At 64.9% G+C, this 26,710-nt stretch carries 25 protein-coding genes and 1 riboswitch; of the genes, 19 read left to right on the top strand and 6 right to left on the bottom strand.

What is annotated here, in order from left to right; genetic code table 11:
* Positions 1 to 173: 173 nt before the first annotated feature.
* Positions 174 to 2,222, top strand: coding sequence for an acyltransferase family protein (locus OK345_RS10810; RefSeq protein ID WP_265127981.1), 2,049 nt, complete (start codon positions 174 to 176; stop codon positions 2,220 to 2,222).
* Between the two features lie 15 nt (positions 2,223 to 2,237).
* On the top strand, positions 2,238 to 2,729 hold the full coding sequence (locus OK345_RS10805; RefSeq protein WP_265127980.1) for a hypothetical protein: 492 nt from the start codon (positions 2,238 to 2,240) through the stop codon (positions 2,727 to 2,729).
* Positions 2,730 to 2,956: 227 nt separating this feature from the next.
* On the opposite strand, the gene OK345_RS10800 is transcribed toward OK345_RS10805, so the two are convergent.
* A complete protein-coding gene (locus tag OK345_RS10800; RefSeq protein ID WP_265127979.1) occupies positions 2,957 to 3,133 on the bottom strand; it encodes a hypothetical protein in 177 nt (58 codons plus the stop codon).
* A gap of 218 nt (positions 3,134 to 3,351) precedes the next feature.
* Here OK345_RS10800 and OK345_RS10795 point away from each other — a divergent pair, with 218 nt between their 5' ends.
* The 10 genes from OK345_RS10795 (at position 3,352) to OK345_RS10750 (ending at position 14,508) form a co-directional block, all read left to right on the top strand.
* On the top strand, positions 3,352 to 4,488 hold the full coding sequence (locus tag OK345_RS10795) for a phosphotransferase enzyme family protein (protein ID WP_265127978.1): 1,137 nt from the start codon (positions 3,352 to 3,354) through the stop codon (positions 4,486 to 4,488).
* Between the two features lie 43 nt (positions 4,489 to 4,531).
* A riboswitch (TPP riboswitch) is annotated at positions 4,532 to 4,627 on the top strand.
* A gap of 71 nt (positions 4,628 to 4,698) precedes the next feature.
* Positions 4,699 to 6,870: a TonB-dependent siderophore receptor gene (locus tag OK345_RS10790; protein ID WP_306332095.1), complete on the top strand. Its 2,172-nt coding sequence runs from the start codon at positions 4,699 to 4,701 to the stop codon at positions 6,868 to 6,870.
* The gene (gene pnuC, locus OK345_RS10785; RefSeq protein WP_265127976.1) at positions 6,867 to 7,442 is read left to right on the top strand and encodes a nicotinamide riboside transporter PnuC; all 576 of its coding nucleotides are present in this window, start codon (positions 6,867 to 6,869) and stop codon (positions 7,440 to 7,442) included. Before OK345_RS10790 ends, pnuC begins: the two co-directional genes overlap by 4 nt.
* Before the next feature lie 140 nt (positions 7,443 to 7,582).
* Positions 7,583 to 8,845, top strand: a complete 1,263-nt coding sequence (gene dcm / locus OK345_RS10780) for a DNA (cytosine-5-)-methyltransferase (protein WP_306332094.1) — start codon at positions 7,583 to 7,585, stop codon at positions 8,843 to 8,845.
* A complete protein-coding gene (locus OK345_RS10775) occupies positions 8,842 to 9,126 on the top strand; it encodes a hypothetical protein (protein ID WP_265127975.1) in 285 nt (94 codons plus the stop codon). Before dcm ends, OK345_RS10775 begins: the two co-directional genes overlap by 4 nt.
* Complete coding sequence (locus tag OK345_RS10770; RefSeq protein ID WP_265127974.1) at positions 9,123 to 9,539, top strand: very short patch repair endonuclease; 417 nt, start codon at positions 9,123 to 9,125, stop codon at positions 9,537 to 9,539. The genes OK345_RS10775 and OK345_RS10770 overlap by 4 nt, the downstream gene beginning before the upstream one ends.
* A gap of 4 nt (positions 9,540 to 9,543) precedes the next feature.
* A complete protein-coding gene (locus OK345_RS10765) occupies positions 9,544 to 10,932 on the top strand; it encodes an MvaI/BcnI family restriction endonuclease (protein WP_265127973.1) in 1,389 nt (462 codons plus the stop codon).
* 135 nt (positions 10,933 to 11,067) lie between these two features.
* Complete coding sequence (locus OK345_RS10760; protein ID WP_265127972.1) at positions 11,068 to 12,954, top strand: hypothetical protein; 1,887 nt, start codon at positions 11,068 to 11,070, stop codon at positions 12,952 to 12,954.
* Positions 12,944 to 13,771: a hypothetical protein gene (locus OK345_RS10755; protein WP_265127971.1), complete on the top strand. Its 828-nt coding sequence runs from the start codon at positions 12,944 to 12,946 to the stop codon at positions 13,769 to 13,771. The genes OK345_RS10760 and OK345_RS10755 overlap by 11 nt, the downstream gene beginning before the upstream one ends.
* A complete protein-coding gene (locus OK345_RS10750) occupies positions 13,768 to 14,508 on the top strand; it encodes a DUF6339 family protein (protein ID WP_265127970.1) in 741 nt (246 codons plus the stop codon). Before OK345_RS10755 ends, OK345_RS10750 begins: the two co-directional genes overlap by 4 nt.
* Before the next feature lie 72 nt (positions 14,509 to 14,580).
* Here OK345_RS10750 and aceE read toward each other — a convergent pair whose 3' ends face one another.
* Positions 14,581 to 17,271 (bottom strand): pyruvate dehydrogenase (acetyl-transferring), homodimeric type, encoded by a 2,691-nt coding sequence (aceE, locus tag OK345_RS10745; protein ID WP_265127969.1) that lies wholly within the window; start codon positions 17,269 to 17,271, stop codon positions 14,581 to 14,583.
* 259 nt (positions 17,272 to 17,530) lie between these two features.
* On the opposite strand from aceE, the gene OK345_RS10740 reads away from it, so the two are divergent.
* The 6 genes from OK345_RS10740 to OK345_RS10715 all read left to right on the top strand — a co-directional run bounded on the left by OK345_RS10740 (position 17,531) and on the right by OK345_RS10715 (position 22,380).
* Positions 17,531 to 19,474: a SpoIIE family protein phosphatase gene (locus OK345_RS10740; protein ID WP_265155092.1), complete on the top strand. Its 1,944-nt coding sequence runs from the start codon at positions 17,531 to 17,533 to the stop codon at positions 19,472 to 19,474.
* Positions 19,471 to 19,905 carry an ATP-binding protein gene (locus OK345_RS10735; RefSeq protein WP_265127968.1) on the top strand — a complete coding sequence of 145 codons (435 nt, stop codon included), beginning with the start codon at positions 19,471 to 19,473 and terminating at the stop codon, positions 19,903 to 19,905. The genes OK345_RS10740 and OK345_RS10735 overlap by 4 nt, the downstream gene beginning before the upstream one ends.
* A complete protein-coding gene (locus OK345_RS10730) occupies positions 19,905 to 20,297 on the top strand; it encodes an STAS domain-containing protein (RefSeq protein ID WP_265127967.1) in 393 nt (130 codons plus the stop codon). The genes OK345_RS10735 and OK345_RS10730 overlap by 1 nt, the downstream gene beginning before the upstream one ends.
* A 92-nt stretch (positions 20,298 to 20,389) precedes the next feature.
* Positions 20,390 to 21,103, top strand: a complete 714-nt coding sequence (locus OK345_RS10725; protein ID WP_265127966.1) for a PadR family transcriptional regulator — start codon at positions 20,390 to 20,392, stop codon at positions 21,101 to 21,103.
* A gap of 97 nt (positions 21,104 to 21,200) precedes the next feature.
* Positions 21,201 to 21,992, top strand: a complete 792-nt coding sequence (locus OK345_RS10720) for a siderophore-interacting protein (protein ID WP_265127965.1) — start codon at positions 21,201 to 21,203, stop codon at positions 21,990 to 21,992.
* Positions 21,993 to 22,056: 64 nt separating this feature from the next.
* Positions 22,057 to 22,380, top strand: a complete 324-nt coding sequence (locus OK345_RS10715) for a hypothetical protein (protein ID WP_265127964.1) — start codon at positions 22,057 to 22,059, stop codon at positions 22,378 to 22,380.
* A 39-nt stretch (positions 22,381 to 22,419) separates the two neighbouring features.
* Here OK345_RS10715 and OK345_RS10710 read toward each other — a convergent pair whose 3' ends face one another.
* Both OK345_RS10710 and OK345_RS10705 read right to left on the bottom strand, forming a co-directional pair.
* Positions 22,420 to 23,283 (bottom strand): MBL fold metallo-hydrolase, encoded by an 864-nt coding sequence (locus OK345_RS10710; protein WP_265127963.1) that lies wholly within the window; start codon positions 23,281 to 23,283, stop codon positions 22,420 to 22,422.
* Complete coding sequence (locus OK345_RS10705) at positions 23,280 to 24,101, bottom strand: MBL fold metallo-hydrolase (protein ID WP_265127962.1); 822 nt, start codon at positions 24,099 to 24,101, stop codon at positions 23,280 to 23,282. The genes OK345_RS10710 and OK345_RS10705 overlap by 4 nt, the downstream gene beginning before the upstream one ends.
* Before the next feature lie 132 nt (positions 24,102 to 24,233).
* On the opposite strand from OK345_RS10705, the gene gcvA reads away from it, so the two are divergent.
* Positions 24,234 to 25,166: a transcriptional regulator GcvA gene (gcvA, locus tag OK345_RS10700; RefSeq protein WP_265127961.1), complete on the top strand. Its 933-nt coding sequence runs from the start codon at positions 24,234 to 24,236 to the stop codon at positions 25,164 to 25,166.
* A gap of 89 nt (positions 25,167 to 25,255) precedes the next feature.
* On the opposite strand, the gene OK345_RS10695 is transcribed toward gcvA, so the two are convergent.
* Both OK345_RS10695 and OK345_RS10690 read right to left on the bottom strand, forming a co-directional pair.
* Complete coding sequence (locus OK345_RS10695) at positions 25,256 to 25,930, bottom strand: YceI family protein (protein ID WP_265127960.1); 675 nt, start codon at positions 25,928 to 25,930, stop codon at positions 25,256 to 25,258.
* 81 nt (positions 25,931 to 26,011) lie between these two features.
* Positions 26,012 to 26,602, bottom strand: coding sequence for a malonic semialdehyde reductase (locus OK345_RS10690; RefSeq protein WP_265127959.1), 591 nt, complete (start codon positions 26,600 to 26,602; stop codon positions 26,012 to 26,014).
* Positions 26,603 to 26,710 lie beyond the last annotated feature (108 nt).

Here is a 26,710-nt window from a genome sequence, read left to right as displayed (position 1 = left end):
ACTCGGGCACTGCGTGCCATTAAAGTGGCGCCTTTTCATGCCTCGGGGAAGGTCTTCCTTCCTGCTTGCGCGAGCCGGTCCCCGCCCGGCGCCGACCGGTACTACCGCTCCCGGGGTCCGTCCGGACCTCAACGCCCCCTGCCGGATCCACCTTCCCCATATCCCTAACCGCATTGAACAACCCAGTCCCCAACGCCCGCGGCGCGCACAAGTTCTACCCGGTAGTAGATGGCCTCCGTGCAATTGCCGTCAGCTCCGTCGTCCTGTACCACGCCGGCGCCAGCTGGTTGCCGGGCGGATTCGTCGGCGTCGACATATTCTTCGTCATCTCCGGCTTCCTGATCATCGGCCACATCTACGAACAGCTGCAGGCAGGCCGTTTCACTTTCCGCGAGTTCTGGGCGCGGCGCGCGGTCCGTATCCTGCCGCCGTACCTGATCCTGGTCCTGACCACGCTGCTGGTCGCGCAGTTCGTGCTGGTCACGCCCGAGGAATTCAAGGAGCTGGGACGGCAGGCGATGTATTCGGCCTGGATGCTGGTCAACCACCACTTCCTGGCTATGGAGGGCTACTTCGATACCTCGTCGGAGCTTAAGCCGCTGCTGCACCTGTGGTCGCTGTCAGTCGAGGAACAGTTCTACCTCTTTACCCCGCTGCTGATAGGCCTGGCCTGGTTCGTCGGCAGGAAGCTGCCGGCCTCGGCCAGAACAATCCTGTTCTGGTCGCTGGCAACGGTACTCTTCGCCGCGTCCCTGTATCTGTGCATTCGCTTCACCAACTTCGGTGGCAAGAACTACGCGTTCTACCTCATGCCATTGCGTGCCTGGCAGTTCATGGCCGGCGGTGCCGCCTATTTCCTGCTGCCGGCGGCGAAACGACTGTCGCCCAGGCTGCTGGCCACGCTGGTCGTCCTCGGCCTGACGCTCATCGTCTGGCCGGTCCTGCGATTCGGCCACTCCACACCCTTCCCGTCCTATTTCGCGGCAGCGCCCACGCTGGGCACCGCACTGGTGATCGTCGGCGGTATCTGCGCGCCCACCACACCGCCTGCCCGCATGTTGTCCGTACGGCCGATGCTATGGATCGGCCTGGTGTCCTACTCGTGGTATCTGTGGCACTGGCCCACCATGGTGTTCGCGCGGATCTACAACTTCGAGTCGCTGCCGCTGTCCTGGAGTCTGGCCGCCGCCGCGGCCTCGCTGCTGCTCGCCACCCTGACCTACCGATTCGTCGAACTGCCCGCCAAGAAGCACTGGCAGCCGTACGCCAAGCGAGCCGGACTGCGCGTGATCGCCATCGGCGTGCTGTCCTGCCTGGCCGTTTCCGGCACGAGCCACTACGTAACCACCCAGGTGGCCGCATCGCGCGCGAATGACATCCCCCCCTCGTTCACCCTGTCCAAGGCGACCGACGGCGGCGACTGCCGCCTGCAGAAGATGAAAGGGACGAAGGCCTGCAAGAAGCAGATCGCACTGCATGGCGCAAGCACTCGTCACTTCGGACTCCTGCTCGGTGACTCCCATTCCCGCGCCCTGACTTCGGTCATCACCCGCCGCGCCATCGTCGACCACAACACGACGCTGGTCACGATGGTCCGCAACGGCTGCAACCCGATCGACGGAGTCGCCCGGCACCACGTGTCGACCGGCAAACAGGACAACGGCTGCCAGCGCGACAAGAAGGAGGCCTTGGACCTGGTGAGGAACGGCACCATCTCACCGGACTTCGCGCTCATCGCGTCCTACTGGGACAACTACCCCGCTTTGTCGAAACGTGGTGAGGAACGACCGGCTGACGACCAGCATGGGCTTTTCGTCCAGTATCTGGTCACCACGCTGAAAGACCTGCGCAAGGCCGGTGTCGAACGGATACTCGTCGTCGGTCCGGTCCCGGTCATGCCGACAGAGAACCCGGCCGCCTGCGTGCTCAGGTCACTCAGGTACGACATGCTCGACCAGCACCGTTGCTCCATCAGCGCCGAGGCGAACGACAGGCAGAACCGGGAATCCATGTCCCGGCTGCGCGAGGCCGTTGCCCAGGTCGACGGCGTGCGCCTGATCGATCCCACCCCGGTTTTCTGCGACACCCGGTACTGCCCTCCCTATCGGGACGGCACGCTCCTGTACCGCGACGACGACCACATCAGTGATACCGGTGCTGCCCTGCTCTACGCCCACTTCCGCAGCGACTTCAAATGGCTGATGGATGGAGGCCGGTACTGAAGCATGAAGACTCCCATGACGATCCGACTCCTTGCCCTTGCCGCAATCTCGCTGCTTGCCGCCTGCTCACCGGCTGGCGAAGTGGCGTCCGATTCCGACCTGCAGCTCCTTGGCGCACGGACCATCGAAGCTGGCGCCCCTTGCTATCCCGCACTCCCGGCCGGGGCGTCGCTGGACCTTCCCTGCCACCTGCGCAGCGAACAGATCTACAAGAGCAAGAAGGGCGCCAAGCGCAGGAAAGTGGTGCTGGAAATTCTGGAAGGGGACATCTCCACGTCCGTGGAGCGCATCGAGCAGACGATGCTTCGCGGCGGCTATACGGCCACGGACAAGATCGCGAGGAAGAAGGACAGGTTCGTCATACCCTTCAGGAAAAAAGGGCACCCCACCATCGAGCTCACATTCAACCCGAAAGTAGGCTCCAAGCCATCCAGTCCCAAAGCACGGTTCCTGATAACGGCCACCTGGCAACTCGAGCCAGCACCGAAGAAGACCCCAGGGAACTGAAGCAGCGACAGGTCCACTTTCGGCCGACGCCCCACCCCGGGGCGCTGCAATCGGCAGGTATGCCATTCCTCCATTCCCCGACGCGGAACACCAGGTTACGAAGCCGCTGCACCCTGAAAGAATGGGGCGGGAAACAGGGGGAAACAGGGGTCAGGGTCGAGCTCCGACACCTCCTCTGCCGGATACGCCAGCAGCGGACGACTGCGACGGATCGCCCACCGCACGCCTCAATCCCGCGGATCCTCCGGCTCCTGCTCCCTGTCCAGCATCCGCTGGTCATGCACGTCCTTCTGGTGGCTCGGCTCGGTGCGCGAAGCCTGCCGCGCCGGATTGGTCCTGCGCTGGTCCTCCACACCTGGGCGCGGCTGTTGCTGCACCTGATCGGTCTTGCGATGGCGGGTCATCTTCGGTCTCCACAGACGCGGCACCTGCCGCATGCCCAGCCTCCGCCGGTACCGGTTAGTGCGGCGTGGCCTTGCGTGGCGGAATGGACACAAAGATGACCGCGTGCCCACTGCGGGATTCCCTTTCCACGATGCACGGCAGGAACCGGCGCAAACCCACGCGCTGCCGCTACCCTAGCCGCATCCAGACACCGCCTTGCGCTCCGGCTCTTCCCTCAATGAACGACATCGACCATCGCGTCCAGGGCCTCAACAACGACGAGGTGCCTGCCGACTGGCCGGCGATCAGCGACCGCGAGATCGCCTGGCTGCGCGGGCGATTCCCGCAACTGGAAGGTGCCAGCTCCGCGCAGTGGCACAGCCCGCGCCCGATGTCGGCGGCCGCCATCGTCGAAGGCGCGGCGGGGCAGGTCTTCATCAAGCGCCATCACCACGACGTCCGCAACGCGGCGAGCCTGGCCGAGGAGCACCGCTTCATCGCCCACCTTGCCGGCGCGGGCGTACCGGTGGTCCATGTGCTGCAGGATCGCGAGGGCTCCACCGCCGTCGAACACGACGGCTGGACCTACGAACTGCATGCGGTAGGCGACGGTCAGGATGTGTACCGCGATGCACCCTCGTGGACGCCGGTAACCGAGCACGACCCGGCGCGGGAGGCCGGCAGGATGCTGGCCACGCTGCATCGGGCATCGGCCCACTACGTCGCTCCACAGCGCAGCACCCACATGCTGGTCGCGCGCGACGACCTGATCCGCACCGCCGACCCGATCGCGATGCTGGAACGCGACCTCAGCGAACGCCCGGCGCTGGCCGGCTACCTGTCGCGCAAACCGTGGCAACACGACCTCCGGCAAACCGTGCTGCCGTGGCACGCGGGCCTGCACGAACGCCTGCGTAGCGAGCCACGGCTGTGGGCGCACAACGACTGGCATGTCTCCAACCTGCTCTGGCGCCGCGAAGGCGATGTCATGCGCGTGGCGACCGTGCTCGATTTCGGCCTGGCCTCGCCCACCAGCGCCCTGTTCGACCTGGCCACCGCGATCGAACGCAACGCGGTGGCGTGGCTGCAACTGGAGCGCGGCGCGCAGGCCGTACATGTCGACACCGCACTCGCCCTGCTCGACGGCTACCGGCAGGTACGGCCCCTGTCCGCCGCGCAGGTGCACCTGCTGGCGGACCTGCTGCCGGTGGTGCATTTCGACTTCGCGCTGTCGGAAGTCGACTATTTCCAGGGCGCCACCGGCTCGACCGCGAACGCCGACGTGGCCTGGCACGACTTCCTGCTGGGTCACGCCCAATGGTTCCGGACCCGCGATGGACAGGCCTTGCTCGCCGCGCTGCACGCCGCCGCCTGAACATCCGCACGGGGCAAATCCGTACCGTTTGTGGTCAAATGCGCCCCTGAAGCGGGGGTGCCTGGATTGACCGGGCTGAGAGAGTCCCTTGGAACCTGATCCGGTTTGCACCGGCGTAGGGAGCTTTGAGCAGCAGGCACACCGCCTTCGTGGCCGGTCGCGCATGCGCGCCTTCGCTTCGTCTCCCCCTACCGGCCGATGACGAACCGAATGAACCGCCGCCACCGCATTTCCCTGTTGACTGTCGCCCTCGGCGCGGCGCTGCCGCTGCACGCCAGCCCGCTTGAAACCGACGCCCAGGACCGCTCCACCACCGAGCTGGCCGCCGTGCGCGTGCAGGCCAAGCAAGCCGCCGCGAAAGACACCGCTTCCAGCAGCTTCGGCAGCGGCGACTGGAAGGACACCCCGGCCTCGGTCAGCGTGCTGGACCGCGACCTGCTCGACAGCCGCCACGTGCGCACGCTGTCCGAGCTGGCCGGCAACGACGCTTCGCTGGGCGACAGCTACGCGCCGGTGGGCTATTACCAGAACATCGCCATCCGCGGCTTCGCGCTGGACACCGCCACCGGCTACCGCTTCAACGGCCTGACCCTCGCCGGCGAACAGCGGCTGGCGCTGGAGAACGTGCAGCAGGTGGAAATCCTCAAGGGCGAGGCCGGCCTCGCCGCCGGCGTGATCGCCCCCGGTGGCGTGGTCAACTTCGTCGGCAAACGCCCGGCCGAAATCCGCAACGTCACCCTCGGCACCGATGCGGAAGGCAGCCGTTACGCCGCCGTGGACGTGGGCCACTGGCTGACGCCGCGCATCGGCCTGCGCTTCAATGCCGCATGGGAGGACAGCCACTCGTACGTCGACCACGCCGACGGCCGCCGCAACTTCTACTCGCTGGCCAGCGACTGGCTGCTCGGCGAGCGCGGCAGGCTGGAAGTGAACGCCAACTACCAGACCAGCGCGCAGCGCTCGGTCTCGGGCTACCAGCTGCTGGGCGCCACCGCCCTGCCGCGCGGCGTGGACCGCAAGCAGATGCTCGGCTACCAGCGCTGGCAGCAGCCGGTAAGCATCGACAGCACCAACATCACCGCCCTGCACACCTACGACTTCGGCCCGGCGTGGCAGTCGCGGGTGTCGGCCAGCCACAGCCGCTCGGTGATCGACGACAACGTCGCCTTCGCCTATGGCTGCTACTACGCCGAATCCTGCTGGGATGGCAGCGTGCCGGGCAACTACTTCGCGCCCAACGGCGACTACGACATCTACGACTACCGCAGCCCGGACGACACCCGTCGCAACCGGCAACTGCGCGCCGAACTGCGCGGCCGCTTCGCCACCGGCGCGGTGGGCCACCAGCTCACCGTCGGCGCGGATTACTTCGATCGCTCCGTGGACAAGCGCCTCAACGTCAACGAGTACGTCGGCACGGGCAACATCCACGACCAGCAGGTGCCGCAGTTCGATCCCTCGCCACTGCAGCCCGGCGCATCGGTGCGGCGCCTGGACAGCCGGCAGAAGGCGCTGTTCGTGCTGGACCGCGTGAACCTCGCCGACGACTGGCAGTGGCTGGCCGGCGGCCGCTTCGTGCGCCTGGACGAGCGCGCCTGGGACAAGCGCGGCAATCCCGAGCGCGAGAGCCGCGTGTCGCACTTCCTGCCGCAGACCGCGCTGATCTGGAGCGCGACCGATCAGCTCAACGTCTATGCCAGCTACGTGCGCGGCATCGCGCTTGGCCAGGAGGCGCCGTTCTGGACCTCCAATGACGGCGCCTTCCTGCCTTCGGTGCTGTCGCGCCAGATCGAAGTGGGCGCCAAGTACGCGCCGTCGGATTCCCTGACGCTGGGCGCCGCGCTGTTCCGCATCAGCCGGCCGTTCCAGTACGCCAAGCCCGACGACAGCGACTACGGCTACACCTTCGTGCAGGAAGGCCAACAGACCCACACCGGCCTGGAGCTGAGCGCACGCGGGCAGGTCAGCGAGCGCCTGCAACTGACCGCCAGCGCCAGCGTGCTGCAGGCGCGCGCGCGCGATACCGGCACCCCGGCCTACGAAGGCCACCCGCTGGTCAACGTGCCGACCACGCGCGCGAGCCTGCACGCCGACTACCAGCTGCCGTTCGTCAACGGCCTGGGCCTCACCGGTGGCTGGCGCTACGCCTCTTCCAACGTCGCCACCGCCGACGGCCGCGTGCGCGCCCCCGGCTACAGCGTGGTGGACGCCGGCCTGCGCTTCCAGCACCCGTTGCAGGGGCATGCGGTGAACTGGAACCTGTCGGTGGACAACCTCTTCAACCGCTTCTACTGGCGCGACACCGGCAGCAGCGCCGGCGACTACTACCTATTCCCCGGCGCCCCGCGCCAAGCGCGCCTGTCGGTGACCATCGCGCTATGAACCCCGCGATCCTCGAATGGTCCGCCGTCGCCTTCAGCATCCTCGGCGTATGGTTGATGGCGCAGCGGCGGATGCTGGCGTGGCCGGTCGGGCTGGTTTCCGTCGGCCTGTACGCGCTGGTGTTCTTCGAGGCCAAGCTGTATTCGGACACCCTGCTGCAGGGCGCCTTCGCCGCGTTCCTGCTCTACGGCTGGATCAACTGGCACCGGCAGGACAAACCCGATGGCCGCATCGTCGTCGCGCCACTGCCGCCCGGCCATTGCGCACGCGACCTCGGCCTGGGCATCGCCTTCGGCCTCGCCCTGGGCGCGGCCATGCACACCTGGACCGACGCCGCCCTCCCCTGGCTGGACGCCATGCTCGCCGCCCTCAGCCTGGTCGCGCAGTGGTGGCAGGCGCGCCGGCACGCCGCCGCGTGGTGGCTGTGGATCGCGGTGGACGTGGTCTACGTGGGCATGTATGCGGTGAAGTCGCTGCACGCCACGGCCGGGCTGTATCTGCTCTTCATCGGGCTGGCGGTGATGGGGTTGCGGGCTTGGAAGCAGGCAACAGCGCAGGAAGCTCGCCCGTAGCACCGGCCAGCAACCCCAGCCAACCCACGCCGGCAACTTGAAGCCGCCCACCATCTTCACGTTTTTTATGCGGGAGTCGCGGGATGTGAGACAAAAGCGGACATAATGTCCGCTTTCCGTCCCGCCGATAGACCTCTCGCATGGAAGATATCCACACCCTCTTGACCAACCTCAGAGGGCGCTACAACCAGCGTGAACTCGCCGAAGCCTTGGGCATCACCACTCGCACTCTCAGGCGCTGGGAGGTCGGTGAAACCGACCCACCACCTTATGCTGCAGACGCCATCCGTCAGCGTCTGCTCCCGCTGTCTACTCATCTTGATGACCGAAATTCGGATTTCCGCTTCATCGACTTGTTTGCCGGCATAGGCGGCATTCGCATGGCCTTCGAAGCTCACGGTGGTCAATGCATGTTCACCAGCGAATGGAATCCCTATGCACAGAAAACCTATCTAGCCAACTTTCCGGAATCTGCCCACACCTTGGAAGGCGACATCACCAAGGTAGACGAGAACGACATTCCCGACCATGACGTGCTACTGGCCGGCTTTCCCTGTCAGCCGTTCAGCATAGCCGGTGTTTCCAAGAAGAACGCCTTGGGTCGCGCCCACGGCTTCGCCGACGAAACCCAAGGCACCTTGTTCTTCGACGTGGCCCGCATCATCGCCGCCAAGCGCCCCGCCGCGTTCCTGCTGGAAAACGTCAAGAACCTCGTCAGTCACGACAAGGGCAACACTTTCCGCGTTATCAAGAAGGTGCTGGAAGAAGAACTCGGTTACCACATCACTTGCAATGTGGTGGATGGTGCACATTTCGTGCCACAGCACCGCGAACGTATCCTGATCGTGGGATTTCGCGAGAAAATCGACTTCAGCTTCGCCGAAATGCACCTGCCGGAGCAAAAGCCCAAGCTTTCCAGCATTCTGCATCCACAAGACGGCAGCGAGTCCCCCGAGTCGCACTACACCACCGGCCCCAAGGCCAAGGTGGATGATCGCTATACGCTCACACCGAAGCTCTGGGCCTATCTTCAAGCCTATGCAGCGAAGCACCGCGCCGCCGGCAACGGTTTCGGTTATGGATTGGTGGATGGCGACAGCACTACCCGCACTCTGTCCGCCCGCTACTACAAGGATGGTTCGGAAATCCTGCTCTCGCAGGGACCGCGCAAGCGCCCGCGCCGCCTCACTCCGCGTGAATGCGCTCGCTTGATGGGCTTCCCGGATGATTTCATCATTCCGGTGAGTGACACCCAAGCCTACAAACAGTTCGGCAACAGCGTGGTCATGCCGGTGATGCGCGAAGTTGCACGCATAATGAAACCGCGTATCCTGGAATTGCTCGACCCCGAGCATGGAATGCAACGCCCCTCGTCAGTCACACCCGAAGGAGGAAATGGATGAACACGTCACGGATTCCCGCATACGATCGTACTCATCCGAACGGAATGCAGAAATGGTTTGTGGCAATGGCAAAGCAGGACCTTCTGTTTCACCCGGAAGATTCGGCAACTCAGATCATCCACCTTCCCGATGGAACACCGCTCTTCACGGAAGCGGAAGCCGCAGAAGCTGACGGAGTACTGGTGGAAATGTTTGCCGAGCACGGAAACAAGGTAGTCGACTCCTGTTACTCGATCTTCATGAAGACAGCCGGATTTCACGAAGCACTCAACGCCCGATGATCGACGTTGTGGATCGCGCCACGCGAAGCAGGATGATGTCCGGCATCCGTGGCAAGAACACCAAGCCGGAACTGATCGTGCGCAGCTTCCTGCATCGCGCGGGACTGCGCTTCCGGTTACATGCCAAGCTGCCGGGAAAACCTGATCTGGTTCTTCCGAAGCATCGAACCGTGGTGTTCGTGCATGGTTGCTTCTGGCACCGGCACGAAGGCTGCCGCTTCTCCACAACCCCAGCCAACAATGCGGCATTCTGGCAGGAAAAATTCGCCGACAACGTTCGCAGAGATGCTCGGGTGAAGCAGCAGCTTCGAGAGCTTGGCTGGCGGGTGCTGGTCATCTGGTCCTGCCAGTTGAACGAACGGGAACTGGACAAACTCACCACTGCAATCGTGGAAAGCAAGACGGGGGAATGAAATGATGCCCAAGGCCGATGATACTGACTCGTGGTTGTCGGAAATCGATCTTCCGACCGTGTTCGCCATGCTGCGCGACAATGGTGCAACCGGGGTTCTCTACAAGATTCTGCCGAGGAACGCGAACAGCAAGAATCAAGTCTACCTGGCTTCCGACCTTTCGCAGCTTGGCAAGATTCCCTCTGGCGAGGTGACCCTGCATGTTTCGACTTCGCAGAAGAGCGGTGTCCAGGAAGCCGTTTTCCGCTCCGCCCTGGACTTCCATTGGCTTGGACGCAATGGCCAACCCATTCGCGCTCCACATGCGAAATTGATCTTCTATCCACAGTACCCCGAAGTGCGCTTCTCCGGCTTCCTTCAAGGCTGCAAGGACGCACCGTCCTCACTTTGGGTCAAGGATAGTCGCGGTGAAGAACCTGACCGCATCCTTGTCTTGGGTATCGGGAATGGCACAAGGATTTTTGGCATCACCTTGCCACCGGAATCACCTGCCGCACGGGAGATCCGTGCCAGCGAACCGCATGATGCCTATGGCGTTCTCAACATTTTGCCAATGCCGGGACAAGACGAGGGCAACGGATTCCTGGAACTCATGCGTGAGTTGTGCCGCATCCATCGACGTGGCTGGGTTCCCTCCACACGTCTTGACCCGCTCGGAAACCTGATCCCCTGCAATGCCTCCAATTGCAATGGCAACACGTTGGAATCGCTGCTTGGCATTCGCTCGAATGGCTACTCGCTCCCGGATTTCCGAGGCTGGGAAGTCAAGGCGCGGCAAGTGCCAAACGCCGACAAGCCCGGAGCCAGCGTGGTGACTCTGTTCACTCCTGAACCAACCAGCGGCATTTACATGAACGAAGGCGTCATCGAATTCATCCGCCGCTATGGCTACGCGGACACCAGAGGCCGCGACGATCGCCTGAATTTCGGTGGCATCTACCGCGCCAGCAATCCAGCCCACGATCGTACTGGCCTGCGCCTTGTTCTGGACGGTTTCAACGCCGAGAACGGCAAATATTCATCTGCCGGAGCCATTCAGCTTCTGGACCGAAAGGACAACGTGGCCGCAGCTTGGCCCTTCGTGAAGCTGATGGATCATTGGAAAGCCAAGCATGCCCATGCCGCTTTCGTTCCGGCAGAGCAGCGGATGGCGCCAGAACGGCAATATCGCTACGGGAATAGAATCCTGCTTGGTGAAGGTGCGGAATTCGGACTTTTCCTGAAGGCGGCACATGAAGGGAAAATCTATTACGATCCGGGGATCAAGCTGGAAGGAGTCTCAACCCCCACCCCAAAACCAAAGAAGCGAAGCCAATTTCGCGTTGCCAGCAAGGACTTACCAGCACTCTACACATCAAGTCGGATTGTGGATGCCTGCAGCAATTCACCTTAAGTCATACTCTCAAGCCGAGTAGACTTAAAGATCGCGAATCAATGCAACAAGTCAATGTCTTGCCGTACCAGTGTATTGCAAGCACATGCCATACCCGAAAGTTGCCGGGGAAATAACGCATGAAGGGGGGAGCACATGGCGAAATGGGAGTTTTTGCCCAATCCGGGCCGGGAAGAAGAGGGGCTTGGCCACGCAGGAATCGAGACATTCAAGGGGTCGCCCTATCCAGGCATCGCACGCGAGTGTTCGCAGAACAGTCTGGATGCGGCCGCGCGGTTGCCGGATGGCTCTTCTGAACCGGTGCATCTGGTTTTCAGGCTCCTGTCCGTGCAAGCATCGGATATTCCGGGGCTTGCTGAATTGAAAAGCACCCTCGGAACTTGCCTGTCTCAATGGAAGGAGCAGAAGAAGGAAAAGGAGTTTCTCGAGCGTGCGATTAAGGTTGCCGATCAATCGAGAATCCCAGTCTTGTCCATTGAAGACTACGGGACAACCGGCCTGATCGGCCCCGCGACCAAAGGCAAGCCATTTCATGCACTGGTCAAGTCTTCCGGCGTCAGCCAGAAGGCAGATGCAGATGCGAGCGGCTCATTTGGCATCGGCAAGAATGCAGCATTCGCCATATCCAATCTCCGCACGGTGTTCTACTCCACCATCTATTGTGACGGGCAGAAGACCACTCACTTGGCCCAAGGCAAAAGCATCCTTGTTTCACACGACCAAACAGCTGAGCCCATGCGCTCGACTGGCTATTGGGGCAAAACTGGCTACATGCCCGTAGATGATGTGGCACTCCTGCCAGAATGGCTTCGTCGCACGGAGGTTGGCACAACGGTTGCTAGTATCGGCTTCGCTGAGGAGCAAAACTGGCACTGGCTGATGACAGAATCCCTAATTCGCAACTTCTTTTCTGCAGTCAATAGCGGGACTATCCGGTTCACAGTCCAATGGTCAGACAAGGACATCATCGAAATCGAAGCGGCCTCGCTCGAAGAGCTTTTCGCTCGACAGGAGGTCCGTGAAGCAGCCGAAAGCACAGGCACAGCCGAGGACTTGGATTTCAGCGCTGCCATGCTTGCGGCAATGAGGTCCCCCGACTCGGAAAAGCTGATAGAGCAATTCAACGATGTCGGTGCATTTCGCTTGACAATTCTTCAGAAGGATGGGTTTCCGAGACGCGCGGGCATCCTGCGCAATGGCATGTATATCGCCGACAACCTGCGCCACTTTAATCATCCGATGGCCCGCTTTCCAATGTCCAGAGATTTTGTAGCCGTTCTGGAGCCAGATGATCGGGATACGAGCGGTCGCGTCCGAGACATGGAAAGCCCAAGGCATGACGAAATCTCGGCGGAGCGTCTTGACGATCTTGTACAACGCAAGAAACTCAAAACGGCGATGAAGAAAGTCGGGGATTGGATCAGAAACACGATCAGGTCGGCAACCACCAAGCCAGCCGAAGCGGATGTCCTACTTGATGAGATGAATCGTTTCTTCTCGAAGCCTAGTCTCGGACAGTCCATCCCGGACCCGGCCAACAAGAACGATGACCCAGAGCGACCCAGACTCACTCCGAATCCACTTCCCCCGAAACCATTGGTCGGCAGTGGCAACCATGGTGAATCCGGGTCCTCAGGTGGATCGAAGAAGAGCAAAACAAAGGGCGGAAGAACTTCCGGTGGACAACCGGGGGGTGGGCGTGGGGCAGTCGGTGGACGAGGAGGAAAAAGCATTGCCTTTACCGGTCTGCGCCACTCAGTGTCCCCAAGTGGCATAGAGCGAAAAATCGCATTCACTCCAGAGGCATCGGCGCCAGCATTCATGGAGATTTCCGCAGTTGGCGTTTCTAATGATGAAGCACTGACGATCCGATCCATCAATGGAGAGCTTTGTTCGAAGACACCCAGGATCGAATTGAAACAAGGCAAACGAATCAATCTGGATATTGAATTCGACACTCCGTATATCGGACCTATAAGCATCGTCCTCAGTTCCATCTCGGAGGGTGAGAATGCGAATTAAGCCTTCCACCAGCTTTCCGCACCCGATCCTCTCTCCAGGTACCGGTGATTACGGCGACAGGACGTTCCAACTTGTCTTGGCTGTCCAAGAAAATCCGGAGTCAGGCCATGCCGTTCTGAGCGGCACCATGACGTTGGATGATCCTTCAATTCATGAGTCACTGAATTCTGAACATGCAGTTTCTGGCTTAATGGTTACTTGCCTGGACACATACTGGGATAATTTTCATCATCATCCGCTTGGTGACATCCACATCGACCTTTCCGATGGGAAGGTACGTGGCCCGGTTTTTGTCCGAGGTGTTGTTGTTGCAAAGAATGAGCTCACTCTGGACTCGAAGTGGATTGATCCCGAATTTCCGCCCCATGCAAGAATTGTCAAACCGGGTGACCTGATTGCCCTCACCGAGGAACTCAGATTCGAGGCTGGCCTAGAGAAGCTTGCGCCTTTGGAGTCAGTATTCCATCTCAAGCTGCATGAGGACGTGGCTGAGGGTGTTTTCAAAATTGATCTCGAGAGCGAAGCCATCGAGATCTTGGTTGCTCCAAGCTTGCATGGATTCTTGAGTCTGCTGCGTGGACAGAGAATGAAAGACACGCTTCTTTCGTCACTTTTCCTACCAGTAGTCATGGCGGTACTGGAAGCAATGCGCGGGGAAGATGCTTATTCCGAAAAGCGCTGGTACAGCGTCATGAATGCCCGTTGCAATGCGGAAGGCATCGATCTCAAGAATGGCGATATTGCTGATGCGGCTCAGAAGCTGCTCGACTCTCCACTTGGATCACTGCAGAAATTGTTCGCGGGGGAGTCTGTATGAGCAAGCTCCTTTATGTAGGCCAACAAGTGGCTGATGACCTGAAGAACAACATTTCCGAGAATATTTCCCGCTATAAAGAAGGCAACTTCCTTGACCTGGAGGCAATGGGGGATTGGCGTATTCCGCTTTCATTCGATGCCGATCTGGATGGATTGAAAAGTTTGACCGCGGATGGTGGATCCGATACTGAAATCCAGAATTCCATCACTGTTGGCCATGCCCTATGCAATTTGACCCCCACCCTCGCACGGGAAAACCGAATCTGGATTCGACTCAGTCATATCGAGTGTCTGGAATATTCCAGGAACCGCTGGCTCCAGACCGACAAGGACGACGAAAGCGTGGCCAAGGACGTATCCAAGCACTTCTTCGCCCCAACTCTTACCAGCTGCCGCGATGACCATGCCATTTCCCGTCTCTGGTGGAGCCACCACATCGCCAAGCAAATCATGCCTGACAATCCCGCACGTGCTTTGAAGAAGATTCTCGCGCTGGCCGATATCCGACAAGGACTTGTGGAGCGTCCGGGCATTGGAGCGCGCCCAGTGCTAGGCAGAGGCATAATTCGACTCTTGGAAACAGAAGAACGACTCACTGAAGGCAAGCTCTTTGGTCGCTTCATGAAAAAAGTGAACTTGATGGGGGCCGGAATCGCTTTCGAGGTTTGGGATGACTACAGGATCGACCAGTTCATGGCGCACTGCCTCGAACAGGCCAAGGGCAAAATGGAAGGATGACCTTGTTGCCAAAAGGAAAGGCGACCTGTTAGGCCGCCTCTCCTCAACTCGCAACGAAGAATCGTTGATTAATCAAACCCCAACAGGATTCGCCTTCTCCGGATCAATGTTGTACTGCTTGATCGCCCGTGCAACATCCTTCGCCGTCATCTTGCCGTCCTTCGCCAGCGCCGCAATCGCGGCATGCGCGATGTAGTACCGGTCCACCTCGAAGAACCGCCGCAGGTTGGCGCGGGTATCCGAACGGCCGAAACCGTCGGTGCCCAGCACCGAGTAGGTCATCGGCACGAAGGCGCGGATCTGGTCGGCGTAGGCGCGCACGTAGTCGGTGGCGGCGATGGCCGGGCCCTGGCGGCCTTCCAGCAGTTCGGTGACGTAGGCCTTGCGCTGTTCGGCCTCCGGGTGCAGGCGGTTCCAGCGCTCGACGTCGAAGCCGTCGCGGCGCAGTTCGTTGAAGCTGGGGCAGGACCAAATGTCGGCGGTGACGCCGAAGTCCTTGTCCAGCAGCTCGGCGGCTGCAATCGCTTCGCGCAGGATGGTGCCCGAGCCCAGCAGCTGCACGCGCAGCTCGCCCTTCTTGGGCTTGCCGGCGTCCTGCAGCAGGTACATGCCCTTGACGATGCCGTCGGCGGCGCCTTCGGGCATTTCCGGGTGGGCGTAGTTCTCGTTCATCAGGGTGACGTAGTAGTACTCGTCCACCTGGTCTTCCATCATGCGCTTGGTGCCGTGCTGCAGGATCACCGTCACTTCGAAGCCGAAGGTCGGGTCGTAGCTGCGCACGTTGGGGATGCCGCCGGCGACGATGTGGCTGAAGCCGTCCTCGTGCTGCAGGCCCTCGCCGTTGAGCGTGGTGCGGCCGGCGGTGCCGCCGAGCAGGAAGCCGCGGGTACGCATGTCCGCCGCCTGCCAGGCCAGGTCGCCCACGCGCTGGAAGCCGAACATCGAGTAGTAGATGTAGAACGGCAGCATCGGCACGTCGGACACCGAGTAGCTGGTGCCGGCGGCCATCCACGAGGCGATCGCGCCCGGCTCGCTGATGCCCTGCTGCAGCACCTGGCCGGACTGGTCCTCGCGGTAGAACATCAGCTGGTCGGCGTCGACCGGCTTGTACTTCTGGCCGAACGGGGCGTAGATGCCGATCTGCCGGAACAGGCCTTCCATGCCGAAGGTGCGGGCCTCGTCGGCCACGATCGGCACGATGCGCGGGCCCAGCTCCTTGTCGCGCAGGGTGATGTTGAGCGACTGCACGAACGCCATGGTGGTGGAGTAGGCACGCTCGCCGCTGGACTTGAGCAGGCGCTCGTAGGTTTCCAGCTTGGGCGCGACGAACGACTTGCTGGCCTTCTGCCGGCGCTGCGGCAGGTAGCCGCCCAGCGCGGCGCGGCGTTCCTTGAGGTACTGCACTTCCGGCGAGTCCTCGCCGGGGTGGTAGAACGGGATCTGCTCGGCTTCTTCCAGCTGCTTGTCGCTGAGCGGGATGTTGAAGCGGTCGCGGAAGTGGCGCACCGCGTCGTCGTCGAGCTTCTTGGTCTGGTGGGTCGGGTTGAGCGACTCGCCGGCCGAGCCCATGCCGTAGCCCTTGACCGTCTTGGCCAGGATCACGGTGGGCATGCCCTTGGTGTTCACCGCCTGGTGGTAGGCGGCGTAGACCTTGTGCGGGTCGTGGCCGCCGCGGTTCAGGCGCCAGATGTCGTCGTCGGACAGGCTGGCGACCATGGCGCGGGTTTCCTCGTACTTGCCGAAGAAATGCTCACGGGTGTAGGCGCCGCCGAAGGCCTTGCAGTTCTGGTACTCGCCGTCGACGGTTTCCATCATCAGCTTCTTGAGGACGCCGTTGGTGTCCTTGGCCAGGAGCGGATCCCAGTACGAGCCCCACAGCAGCTTGATGACGTTCCAGCCGCCGCCGCGGAACACGCCTTCCAGTTCCTGGATGATCTTGCCGTTGCCGCGCACCGGGCCGTCCAGGCGCTGCAGGTTGCAGTTGACCACGAAGATCAGGTTGTCCAGGCCTTCGCGGCCGGCCAGGGCGATGGCGCCCAGGGTCTCCGGCTCGTCGGACTCGCCGTCGCCGATGAAGCACCAGACCTTGCGGTCGGACGGCTCGATCAGGCCGCGGTGCTCCAGGTACTTCATGAACTGCGCCTGGTAGATCGCCGCCAGCGGGCCCAGGCCCATCGACACGGTCGGGGTCTGCCAGAAGTCGGGCATCAGCCACGGGTGCGGATAGGAGGACAGGCCGCCGCCGTCCACTTCCATGCGGAAGGTGTCCAGCTGCTGCTCGCTGATGCGGCCTTCGAGGAAGGCGCGGGCGTAGATGCCCGGCGAGCTGTGGCCCTGGATGAACAGCAGGTCGCCCGGGTGGTTCTCGCTGGGGGCGCGCCAGAAGTGGTTGAAGCCCACGTCGTACAGGGTGGCGCCGGAGGCGAACGAGGCGATGTGGCCGCCCAGGTCGCCCGGCTTGCGGTTGGCGCGCACCACGGTGGCCATCGCGTTCCAGCGGATGATCGAGCGGATGCGCCATTCCAGTTCGGCGTTGCCCGAGCTCTTGGCTTCCAGGTGCGGCGCGATGGTGTTGACGTACTCGGTGGTGGGAGAGAAAGGCAGGTAGGCGCCCGAGCGCCGGGTCAGTTCGACCATGCCTTCCAGCAACTGATGCGCGCGCTCGGGGCCCTCGACATCGATAACGGCTTTCAACGACTCGATCCACTCCTGGGTTTCCACAGGATTCGGGTCGTTGTTAAGCACCTCGTTCAACCAGTTCATTAGCGCTCCCAGTTACTGCACGCACGCGCGCGCTTGTTTTAATTTTCGAGCCACAAAGTGTAGCGCACCCGGCCCTTTACGACGTTCGCTACGCCTGCGTATGGAGGCCGTGGAGGCTGTCCACGGGGACTGTCACGCGACAGCGCCGCGCCACCGCTCCGGGCCACCCGGGGCGCCCCGGTTGTGCTTATGATCGGCCCAGGCCCAGCCCGGGAGCACCGCCATCACCGTTCCGGAGTCCCTGCCGGCGTCGTCCGGGGTGCCCTGGCGCCGCAGCCTGCGCACGCGGATGCTGCTGTGGAGCTTCCTGGTGCAGGCGGCGCTGGTGCTGCTGCTGGCGGCGGTGTTCTACCTGGGCGCGCGCTCGGTGGTGATGGCCCAGGCCCGCAGCGAGGTGGACAACCTGGCCGGACAGAGCGCGCGGGCGCTGGAAACCACCCTGCGCTCGGTGCAGGTCAGCGGCCGCCTGCTGGCGGCCGGCGCCACCGGCATCGGCCGCGAGCCGTTCAACATGCGCTCGCTGCTGCACGCCACCGTCAGCAGCGACCCGGACATCGCCGGCGCGATGATGATCATCGAACCGGGCACGCTGAAGGACGACGACCTCGGTTTCGTCTGGTACGTGCGCCACGAGGGCGATGCCACGGTGGAGATGGCGGCGCAGGACCTGGGCTACGACTACCGGGAAATGCCGTGGTTCCGGCGCACGCTGGCGGCGCGGCAGCCATGGTGGTCCGAGCCGTATTCCAACCGCAACACCGGCGGCGAGTACTTCACCACGCTGAACCTTCCGCTGCGGCGGCCGGGCGACGCCGACGACGCGCCCGCCATCGGCGCGGTCAGCGTCGACGTGCCGTTGGCGCGGCTGCGCCAGGCGCTGGCCGAACTGCCGGCCGATGGCGGCCTGCAGCCGGTGCTGCTGTCGCCGGACCAGTTGATCGTGCTGCATCCGGACCCGGCATTGCGGCTGCGGCGCACGCTGGCCACGCACGTGGCGCGCAGCCGCCCGGACCTGGCGCCGCTGGCCGAGGCCATCGCCGCCCGGCGTCCGGCCAGCTTCAGCCATGTCGCGCCCGACGGCGAGCGCTACCTCACCCGCAGCGCCAGCATCGGCGACAGCGGCTGGACCTTCGTGCTGTCGGCGTCCGAGGACTACGTGCTGGGCGGGCTGAAGCGCATCGCCTGGGGCGCGGCCGGGCTGGCGCTGGTCGGCCTGCTGCTGTGGACGCTGCTGGTGCGGCGCCTCACCCGCCGGCTGCTGCGGCCGATCGAGGACCTGACCGCCAGCGCCCAGCATTTCCGCCGCGGCGAGTTCGACTACCCGCTGCCGCACGTGCGCCGCAGCGACGAGGTCGGGGTGATGGCGCGCGCCTACGACACCGCGCGCGATTCGATCCGGCGCCACATCGGCGAGATCGCGCGGCTGGCGGCGGCGCAGCAGCGGATCGACGCCGAGCTGGCGATCGCCCGCGACATCCAGCAGGCGATGCTGCCGGCCGCGCCGCAGCTGGACAGCGCGCGCATGCACCTGCAGACCCATGCGCTGCTGGAACCGGCGACGATGGTCGGCGGCGACTTCTACCATTTCATGGACGCCGGCCCCGGGCGGCTGTGGTTCGTGATCGGCGACGTCTCCGACAAGGGCGTGCCGGCGGCGCTGTTCATGGCGCGCACGATGACCGTGCTGGAGATCGCCGCGCGCGCGCAGCAGCGCCCGGACCGGATGCTGGCCGCGGCCTCGGTGCGGCTGGCCGAGCGCAACGACACCTGCATGTTCGCCACCGTGCTGTGCGGGCTGATCGACATCGAGAGCGGCCATTACCAGCTCGCCAGCGCCGGCCACGAATCGCCGCTGCTGCGTTGCCGCGACGGCAGCGCGCGGGTATTGCCGGTGGACTCCGGGCCGCCGCTGGGAATCGAGGCGCAGCGGTACTATCCGCTGGCGCAGGGGCAACTGGAGCATGGGCAAATGCTGGTCGGCTATACCGATGGCGTCACCGAGGCGCTGGATCCGGCGATGGATGCGTTCGGCATGGAACGGTTGCTGGCCGCGCTGCAGCCGGGGCTGGACGCGGCGGCGCAATGCCAGGCGGTGCTGGACGCGGTGCACGGCTTCTGCGCCGGCGCCGCCGCTTCGGACGACATCACCGTGCTGGCGATCGAGTTCCGCCCGCCGCAGGCCAGCGCGGGGGCCGGCGCATGAGGATGCGCCTGCGCATCGCCCCGGCGCTGGAACAGCTGGCCGAGCTCACCGCCCGGCTGGACGCGGTGCTGGCCGAACACGGAGTGGCGCACGAGCGCGTCGGCCGGGTGCGGCTGATCGTGGAGGAACTGGTGTGCAACGCGATCACCCACGGCCACGCCGCCGGCGGCTGCGAGCTGCGGCTGGACCTGCTGCTGGAGCAGGACGCGCTGGTGCTGGAGCTGCGCGACGCCGGCCCGCCGTTCGACCCGTGCCAGGCAGCGGCACCGGCGCTGGAAGCCGATGCCGCGCTGCGCCCGATCGGCGGGCTGGGGCTGTACCTGGTACGGCAACTTGCCGATCACATCGACTACTGCAGGCTGGACGGGCAGAACCGGATACGCGCCACCCTGCTGCGACCTTTCGCCACCCTGACGCCGGAGCCGTCGTGATGAGCACGCTGAGCATCCAGATCGATCCCCCGCACGAGCACCGCCAGCGCATCACCCTGGGCGGGCGCCTGGACACCCACACCTGCGGCGAGCTGGACGCGGCGCTGTCGCCGCTGCTGGACGCCCCGGTGGACACCCTGGTGCTGGACCTGGAGGCGCTGGACTACATCAGCAGCGCCGGGCTGCGCTCGCTGTTCCGCACCCGCAAGCAACTGGCCGGGCGCGGCGGCCGGCTGCTGGTGGTCAACCCGCAGGCGCAGATCCGCAAGGTGTTCGACCTGGTCAAGGCGGTGCCGCTGGACGAGATCTTCACCTCGCGCCAGGAGCTGGATGCCTACCTGGATGCGATGCAGCGCAAGGTGGTGGCCGCCGGCACCGCGCCGGACAGCTGAACGGCAACTGCACCGGCCACCCCGCCGGTGCTGGCATGCGGAAAGTTTTAGATATATCTTTTTCGGGTAAAATCGATATATCTAAAAGAGCCATGCATATCCATATCCATTCCCATCCTTTCCGCGGCGGCCATCCGCGCGGCCCCTCCCACCATCACCAGGCCGACCCCTTCCACGGGCGCCACGGGCACGGCCGCCCGCACCGCTGTTCGGCCGAGGACGATTCCCACCAAGGCCATGGCGGCCGCGGTCCGCGCGGCGGCCATCCGGGCCATCCGGGCCACGGTGGCCACGGTGGCCGTGGCGGTCATGGCGGGCATCCCGGCCGCCATGGCGGCGGCCGCCGGCCGCTGGGCCGCGGCGACCTGCGGCTGCTGCTGCTGGCGCAGATCGAGCAGCAGCCGCGCCACGGCTACGAGCTGATCCGCCTGATCGGCGACCTGTTCAACGGCGTCTACGTGCCCAGCCCCGGCGTGGTCTATCCGACGCTGGCACTGCTGGAAGACCTGGGCTGGATCGCCGCCGACCAGGACGATGGCCGCAAGCGCTACCGCATCACCGATGCCGGCCGCGCCCAGGCCGATGCCGAGCGCGAGGCGATCGACGAAGCCCTGGCACGGACCCACGCCAGCGCACGCCAGGTCGCCAAGGCCAGCCTCCCGGCGCCGGTGCGCGCGGCGATGCACCAGCTCACCCGCACGCTGATGCGGCGCATGGGCCACTGGACCGACGCCGAAGGCGAGCGCGTGGCGCAGCTGCTGGCCCAGGCCACCGACGCGATCGACACCGGCGAGCGCCGCGACTGAACGTCGCGGCCGTCCGCACACACGACCCCAGCCAGAGCCTTCCAGCCAGGTCATCCCCCCGGCGCCCCCCGCGCCACATCGACCACAGGTATCGCCGATGTCCCTGCATGAAAACCGAATGCTGCGTCTTGTCCCCAAAGTCCGTCCGTTGACGGTACTGCGTACCGAGGCGCTGAGCCCGAACCTGCGCCGCGTCGTCGTCGGCGGCGAGGCGCTGGAAGGCTTCGATTCGCCCTCTCCCGACGACCACGTCAAGCTGTTCTTCCCCAACCCGGACGGCGAACTGGTGCCGCCGGCGCTGACCGCCGAGGGCCCGAAGTATCCCGAGGGGCTGACACCCTCGCCCGCACGCGACTACACCCCGCGCTGGTGGGACCTGGAAGCGCGCGAGCTGGCGCTGGACTTCGTCCTGCACGGCGACGGCGTGGCCTCGCGCTGGGCCGCCGCCGCGCAACCGGGCGACGTGCTGGCGGTGGCCGGCCCGCGCGGCTCGCACATCACCGCCGACGACTACGACGCCTACGTGCTGGTCGGCGACGAAACCGCGCTGCCGGCCATCGGCCGCTGGCTGGAGACGCTGCCCGCGCAGGCCAGCGCGGATGTGTTCATCGAGATCCCCGAGGCCGGCGACCGCCAGCCGCTGCCCGAGGACCCGCGCATCCGGGTGTCGTGGCTGGAACGCAACGGCGTGGATGCGGCCAGCAGCACGCTGCTGGAGGACGCGCTGCGCGATTTCGAGCAACCCGACGGCGACGCGTTCTACTGGATCGCCACCGAGTCGCGGCGCGCGCGGATGATGCGCAAGTACATCGAAGGCCACCTGCAGGTGCCCAAGGACTGGATCCGTTCCACCGGCTACTGGAAGGCGCATCCGGACGATGGCGAATGACGGTGCCGGCGCGACGCCGGCGCATTACCATGCCCGCCATACGTTGCCGCTGGAGAACTTGCCGATGACCGATATCCCTTCCCGCCCCCGGTTTTCCGCGGTCCGCCCGCTGGCCGCCGCGGTCCTGCTCGCGGCCGGCCTGGGCGCCTGCCTCAGCACGCCCGGCCCCAGCGTGGCCGGCGATGGCCACTGCGACGCCTCGCAGGTGCAGTGGGCGGTGGGCGAGCCGGGCAACGAGGCCAACATGCGCAAGCTCGCCAGCCAGAGCGGTGCCGGCCTGGTCAATCCGGTCGGTCCGGCCACGGTGATCGCCCGCGACCACCGCGACGACCGCCTGCGCGTTTATCTGGACGCCGGCAACATCATCACCGCCGTACGCTGCGAATGACGGTGCTGGCCACACCGCCCGGGTGTGGCCAGCGTCGACTCACCCGTTCCAGTCCACCCATGCCCCCGGGGCCAGCACCTGCACCGCCGGGGCCTTGCCGGCGGCCGCGCGGCGCAGCCGGCCGATCGGGTCCTCCAGCTCCACGTATTCCTTCATGCCGCTGATGCCGTAGTGGATCGGCACCAGCCGGCGGGCACCGAGGATGGTGGCGGCCGCCACCGCCTGCTCGGGAGTGAGCACGCCCGGCAGGCCGCTGGCCGGTTGCTGCCAGCCGAAACGCGCGCCGTTGACCGGCAGGAACGCCGCATCGAACGGCCCGAACTGGCGGCCGATGCGCCACCAGGACCCATGCCAGAGCGTATCTCCGCCGTGGAAGATGCGACGCCCGCCCGCGGAGACCACCCAGGACACCTGGGTATCGCCGTAGCCGTCCGAGGCGGGCACCGCCGTGGCGGTGAAGTCCCCCAGCAGCTGCGGCTCCCAGAGCGGGCTGGGGCGGGCGCGGGCGCCCGCGGGAACGGGACGCGGCTGCGTCCCCGCCGGATAGGCCAGCACGCCGCCGCGGGACAGTGCCTGCGCCGCGGCCTGCGCATCGAAATGGTCCGAATGGGTGTGGGTGATGAGCACGCTGGTATCGCCCACGCTGTCGTCCACCGGAACCAGGCGGTCGCCGAGTGCGGTTCCCCAGGCTTCCGGGTTGACCAGCGGGTCGATGAACAGCGTTGCCCCGGGCAACTGCAGGCGGATGCCGGCCCAGGCCAGGCGCTGGATGCGCAATGCCGCATCGGCCGATGCCCGCGCCTTGCCCGCAGGCAGCCAGGCCGCGGCCGCCACCGCCATGCAGCCCCCGAGGAATCGCCGGCGTCCCAGGTCGCCGGGCCCGATCTTCGCATCGCGGTTCATGCGTACCGCTCCCGCGCCGCAAGCCCGGCATCCAGCGCGAATATGGACTGCGCCACGATCACGTCGAGATTGTTCCGGTGCCACTCGCGTTCGAATGCGCTCGGCTCCACCTGCGGCGCCAGGCATTCCTCGATGCGGATCGCCGCGATGCGGGCTTCGACTCCGGGCGACGGCACCTGCGTGCGGATGCGCACCACCGCTTCGCGCAACGCGGCCAGGTAGTGCAGCGCGTTGTCGAGCACCACGGATGCGAATTTCCCGACGTGCCCGCCCACGACGGTACCGCGGCCCAGCCGGCGCAGGCGCTCGATGGCGGTGCCGATCAACGTCGGGTCGGCCCGGGACAGGTAGACGATGTTGCCGACGATGTTGTCGCCCGCGCAGACCAGGTCGGCGGTGGGGACGTCCACACCGAGGTGGTCCATGGTCTTGCCCGGGTTGTGCATGAAGTGCAGCTCGTGCGGACCCCAGCGCAGGGTCATGTCGTCGAACACCACCTCCGGGTCGCGGTAGAACGCATCGACGCGGCGGTTCTGCGACAGGAAACTGTGGCGGTAATGGCGGTGCGCCAGCGCCAGCGCGTCGGGGAACAGCGGCATGCCGGCGATGTGGTCGCTCATGAAATGGGTGGCCGCGACCAGGCGGACGGTCTTGCCCATCTCGCCGCACAGCACCTGGCGCAGCCAGCCTGCGTCCTGCGCGCTGCCGAGCGAGTCGACCAGCAGCACGTCGTCGCCATCGACGAAGGCGGTGGCGACGGACTCGACTTCGTCGCCGACGAACATCCACACGTTGGAACTCAATTCTTCGACTCTCACGGCAACCACCTTGATCCGGGTGGCGCCATCGTTGCCAGGATCGGCAACCGCGACAAACGAATTGTTTTCCCGTTCGCCTTAGAAAAATTAACGCGATACGATGCCGCAGGATCCAGGCAGGCAAAGGCGTTCGTGAAGTCCCGTCACCCCGCTCCGCTCAATGCCCTGCGCACCTTCGAGGCCGCGGCCCGCTGCCTCAGTTTCAACGGCGCCGCCCAGCAATTGTTCGTCACGCCGGCTGCGGTCAGCCACCAGGTCAAGCACCTGGAGGCCTACCTGGGCATCCGGCTGTTCCATCGCGGCAACCGTTCGGTGGAACTGACCGCCGAGGGCCAGGCGCTGTCCGCTTCGCTGAGCGAGTTGTTCGGGCAACTGGACCTGGCGCTGGACCGGGCGACGTCGCAGGCGACGGCCGACCTGCGCGTGAGCACGATGGAGTCGTTCGCCGCCAAGTGGCTGGCACCGCGGCTGCACCGCTTCCACCGCGGATTTCCCGAGGTCAGGGTGCGCATCGAAACCGGCGACGGCCATGCCGATTTCGTGCATGGCAACGTCGACATCGCCATCCGCTACGGCCCCGGCGGCTACACCGGCGCGCATGTCGAGCGGCTGATGGAGGCGCCGGTGTTCCCGGTCTGCGCACCGTCGCTGCTGGCAGGCGCCTCGCCGCCGCTGGCAGGTCCCGGCGACCTGCGGCATCACGCGCTGCTGCACGACGAGAGCGCGGTGGGCCGACCCGGCGTGCCGGGCTGGTCCGACTGGCTGCAGGCCACCGGCACCGGCGGTGTGGATGCCGGCCGCGGCCCGGTCTTCGCCAGCATCTACCTGGCGCAGGAGGCCGCCATCGCCGGCCACGGCATCGCCCTGGGCATCGCGCCGCTGGTGAAGGAAGACCTGCACCATGGCCGCCTGGTCAGGCCGTTCGACCACGCCTGCGACAACGCCTACGCCTTCTGGCTGGTTCGCCGCAGAAGTGCCGGCGCCGGCAAGGCCGTCGAGGCGTTCTGCCGCTGGCTGCGGGACGAAGCGGACGCCGACGCCGATTTCATGAGGCAGGGCCGCTGAGCGGCCACACCGGCCGTCCGCTGCGCCCGCAACGAGGAAAGGCCCGCCGATGGCGGGCCTTTCTGCCTATCGCGACGATGGACGGACGCTTATGCGGCCGGCTTTTCGCCGGTGACTTCGGTGGTGATGCGCACCTTCACCTCGTCGCTGACGTTCGGGGCGTAGGCGCCGACGCCGAAATCGCTGCGCTTGAGCGTGGTGGTGGCGTCGAAGCCGGCGGCCGGCGCCTTCGTCATCGGATGCTCGCCACCGCCGTTGAGGGTGACGTCCAGGGTCACCGGCTTGGTGATGTCCTTGATGGTCAGGTCGCCGGTCACGGTCAGCTTGTTGGTGCCGGCCGTTTCCACCCGGGTGCTCTTGAAGGTGGCGGTCGGGAACTTGGCCGCGTCGAAGAAATCGGCGCTGTGCAGGTGCTCGTCGAACTTGGCGGTGAAGCTGTTCAGGCCCGACAGCGGCAGGGTCACTTCCACGCTGGACTGGGTGACGTCGTCGGCGTCGTACACCAGGGTGCCGTCGACGTTGCCGAAATGCGCCGAGGGATTGGACAGGCCGAAGTGGCTCCACTGCACCAGCACGTCGGTGTGGGTCGGGTCGAGCTTGTAGGTGCCCGAGGCGATCTGCACCGGCTCGGCGCTGACGCTCTGCGCGGTGGCGGACGGGGTTTCGGTGACGACCGGATCGGCGGCCTGTTCGGCCGGCTTGGAGCAGGCGCTGATGGCCAGGGTCAGGGCCAGCGGCAGCAGCAGTTTGCGGGTGGTGTTCATCGGGTCTCTCTCCATGGATGGAAGTGGGGGCAATGCGCGGCAGAATGCTGCGACAGCAGGTGTGAAGCGGATGCAGCGCCCTCAGGCGATGCGGGCAGCCTCGTCGAACGACAACCGCGGCAGTCGCGGGAACAGCCCCGCCGGATCGCCGTAGCCGAGGTTGACGAGGAAATTGGACTTGATGTGGGTGCCGGCGAAGAACGCCTCGTCGACCTTGGCGTTGTCGAACCCGGACATCGGGCCGGCATCCAGGCCCAGCGCGCGCGCGGCCAGGATCAGGTAGGCGCCCTGCAGGGTGCCGTTGCGGAAGGCCGACTCATGGCGGCCTTCGCGCGGGCCGTCGAACCAGCTCTTGGCATCGGTGTGCGGGAACAGGTACGGCAGCTTCTCGTGGAAGTCCTCGTCGTGGGCGACGATCACCGTCACCGGCGCAGCCAGGGTCTTGGCGAGGTTGCCTTCGGACAGCGCCGGCGCCAGCTTCTGCTTGGCCTCGGCCGACTTGACGAACACGAAGCGCGCCGGCGTCGCGTTGGCCGCCGTCGGCCCCCACTTCAGCAGGTCGTACAGCGCATGCAGCTGGCTGTCCTCGACCGGCTTGTCGAGGAAGGCGTTCTGGGTACGGGCGGTGCGGAACAGCTGGTCGAGCGCGGCATCGTGCAGGACGTCGGACATGGGAACTCCCTCTTTACTGAATGGATCCGGCCATGGCACCCCCGGGGAAAGGCCGGGACAATGCGTGGCCACGAAGAACGAACGCATGCAGTGTAGAGTGCCGCAACT

Source organism: Xanthomonas chitinilytica (genome assembly GCF_026107455.2).
Classification (GTDB): Bacteria; Pseudomonadota; Gammaproteobacteria; order Xanthomonadales; family Xanthomonadaceae; genus Stenotrophomonas; species Stenotrophomonas chitinilytica.
Note: the sequence above shows the minus strand (reverse complement) of the source record. Positions and strands in the feature narration are given on the sequence as shown.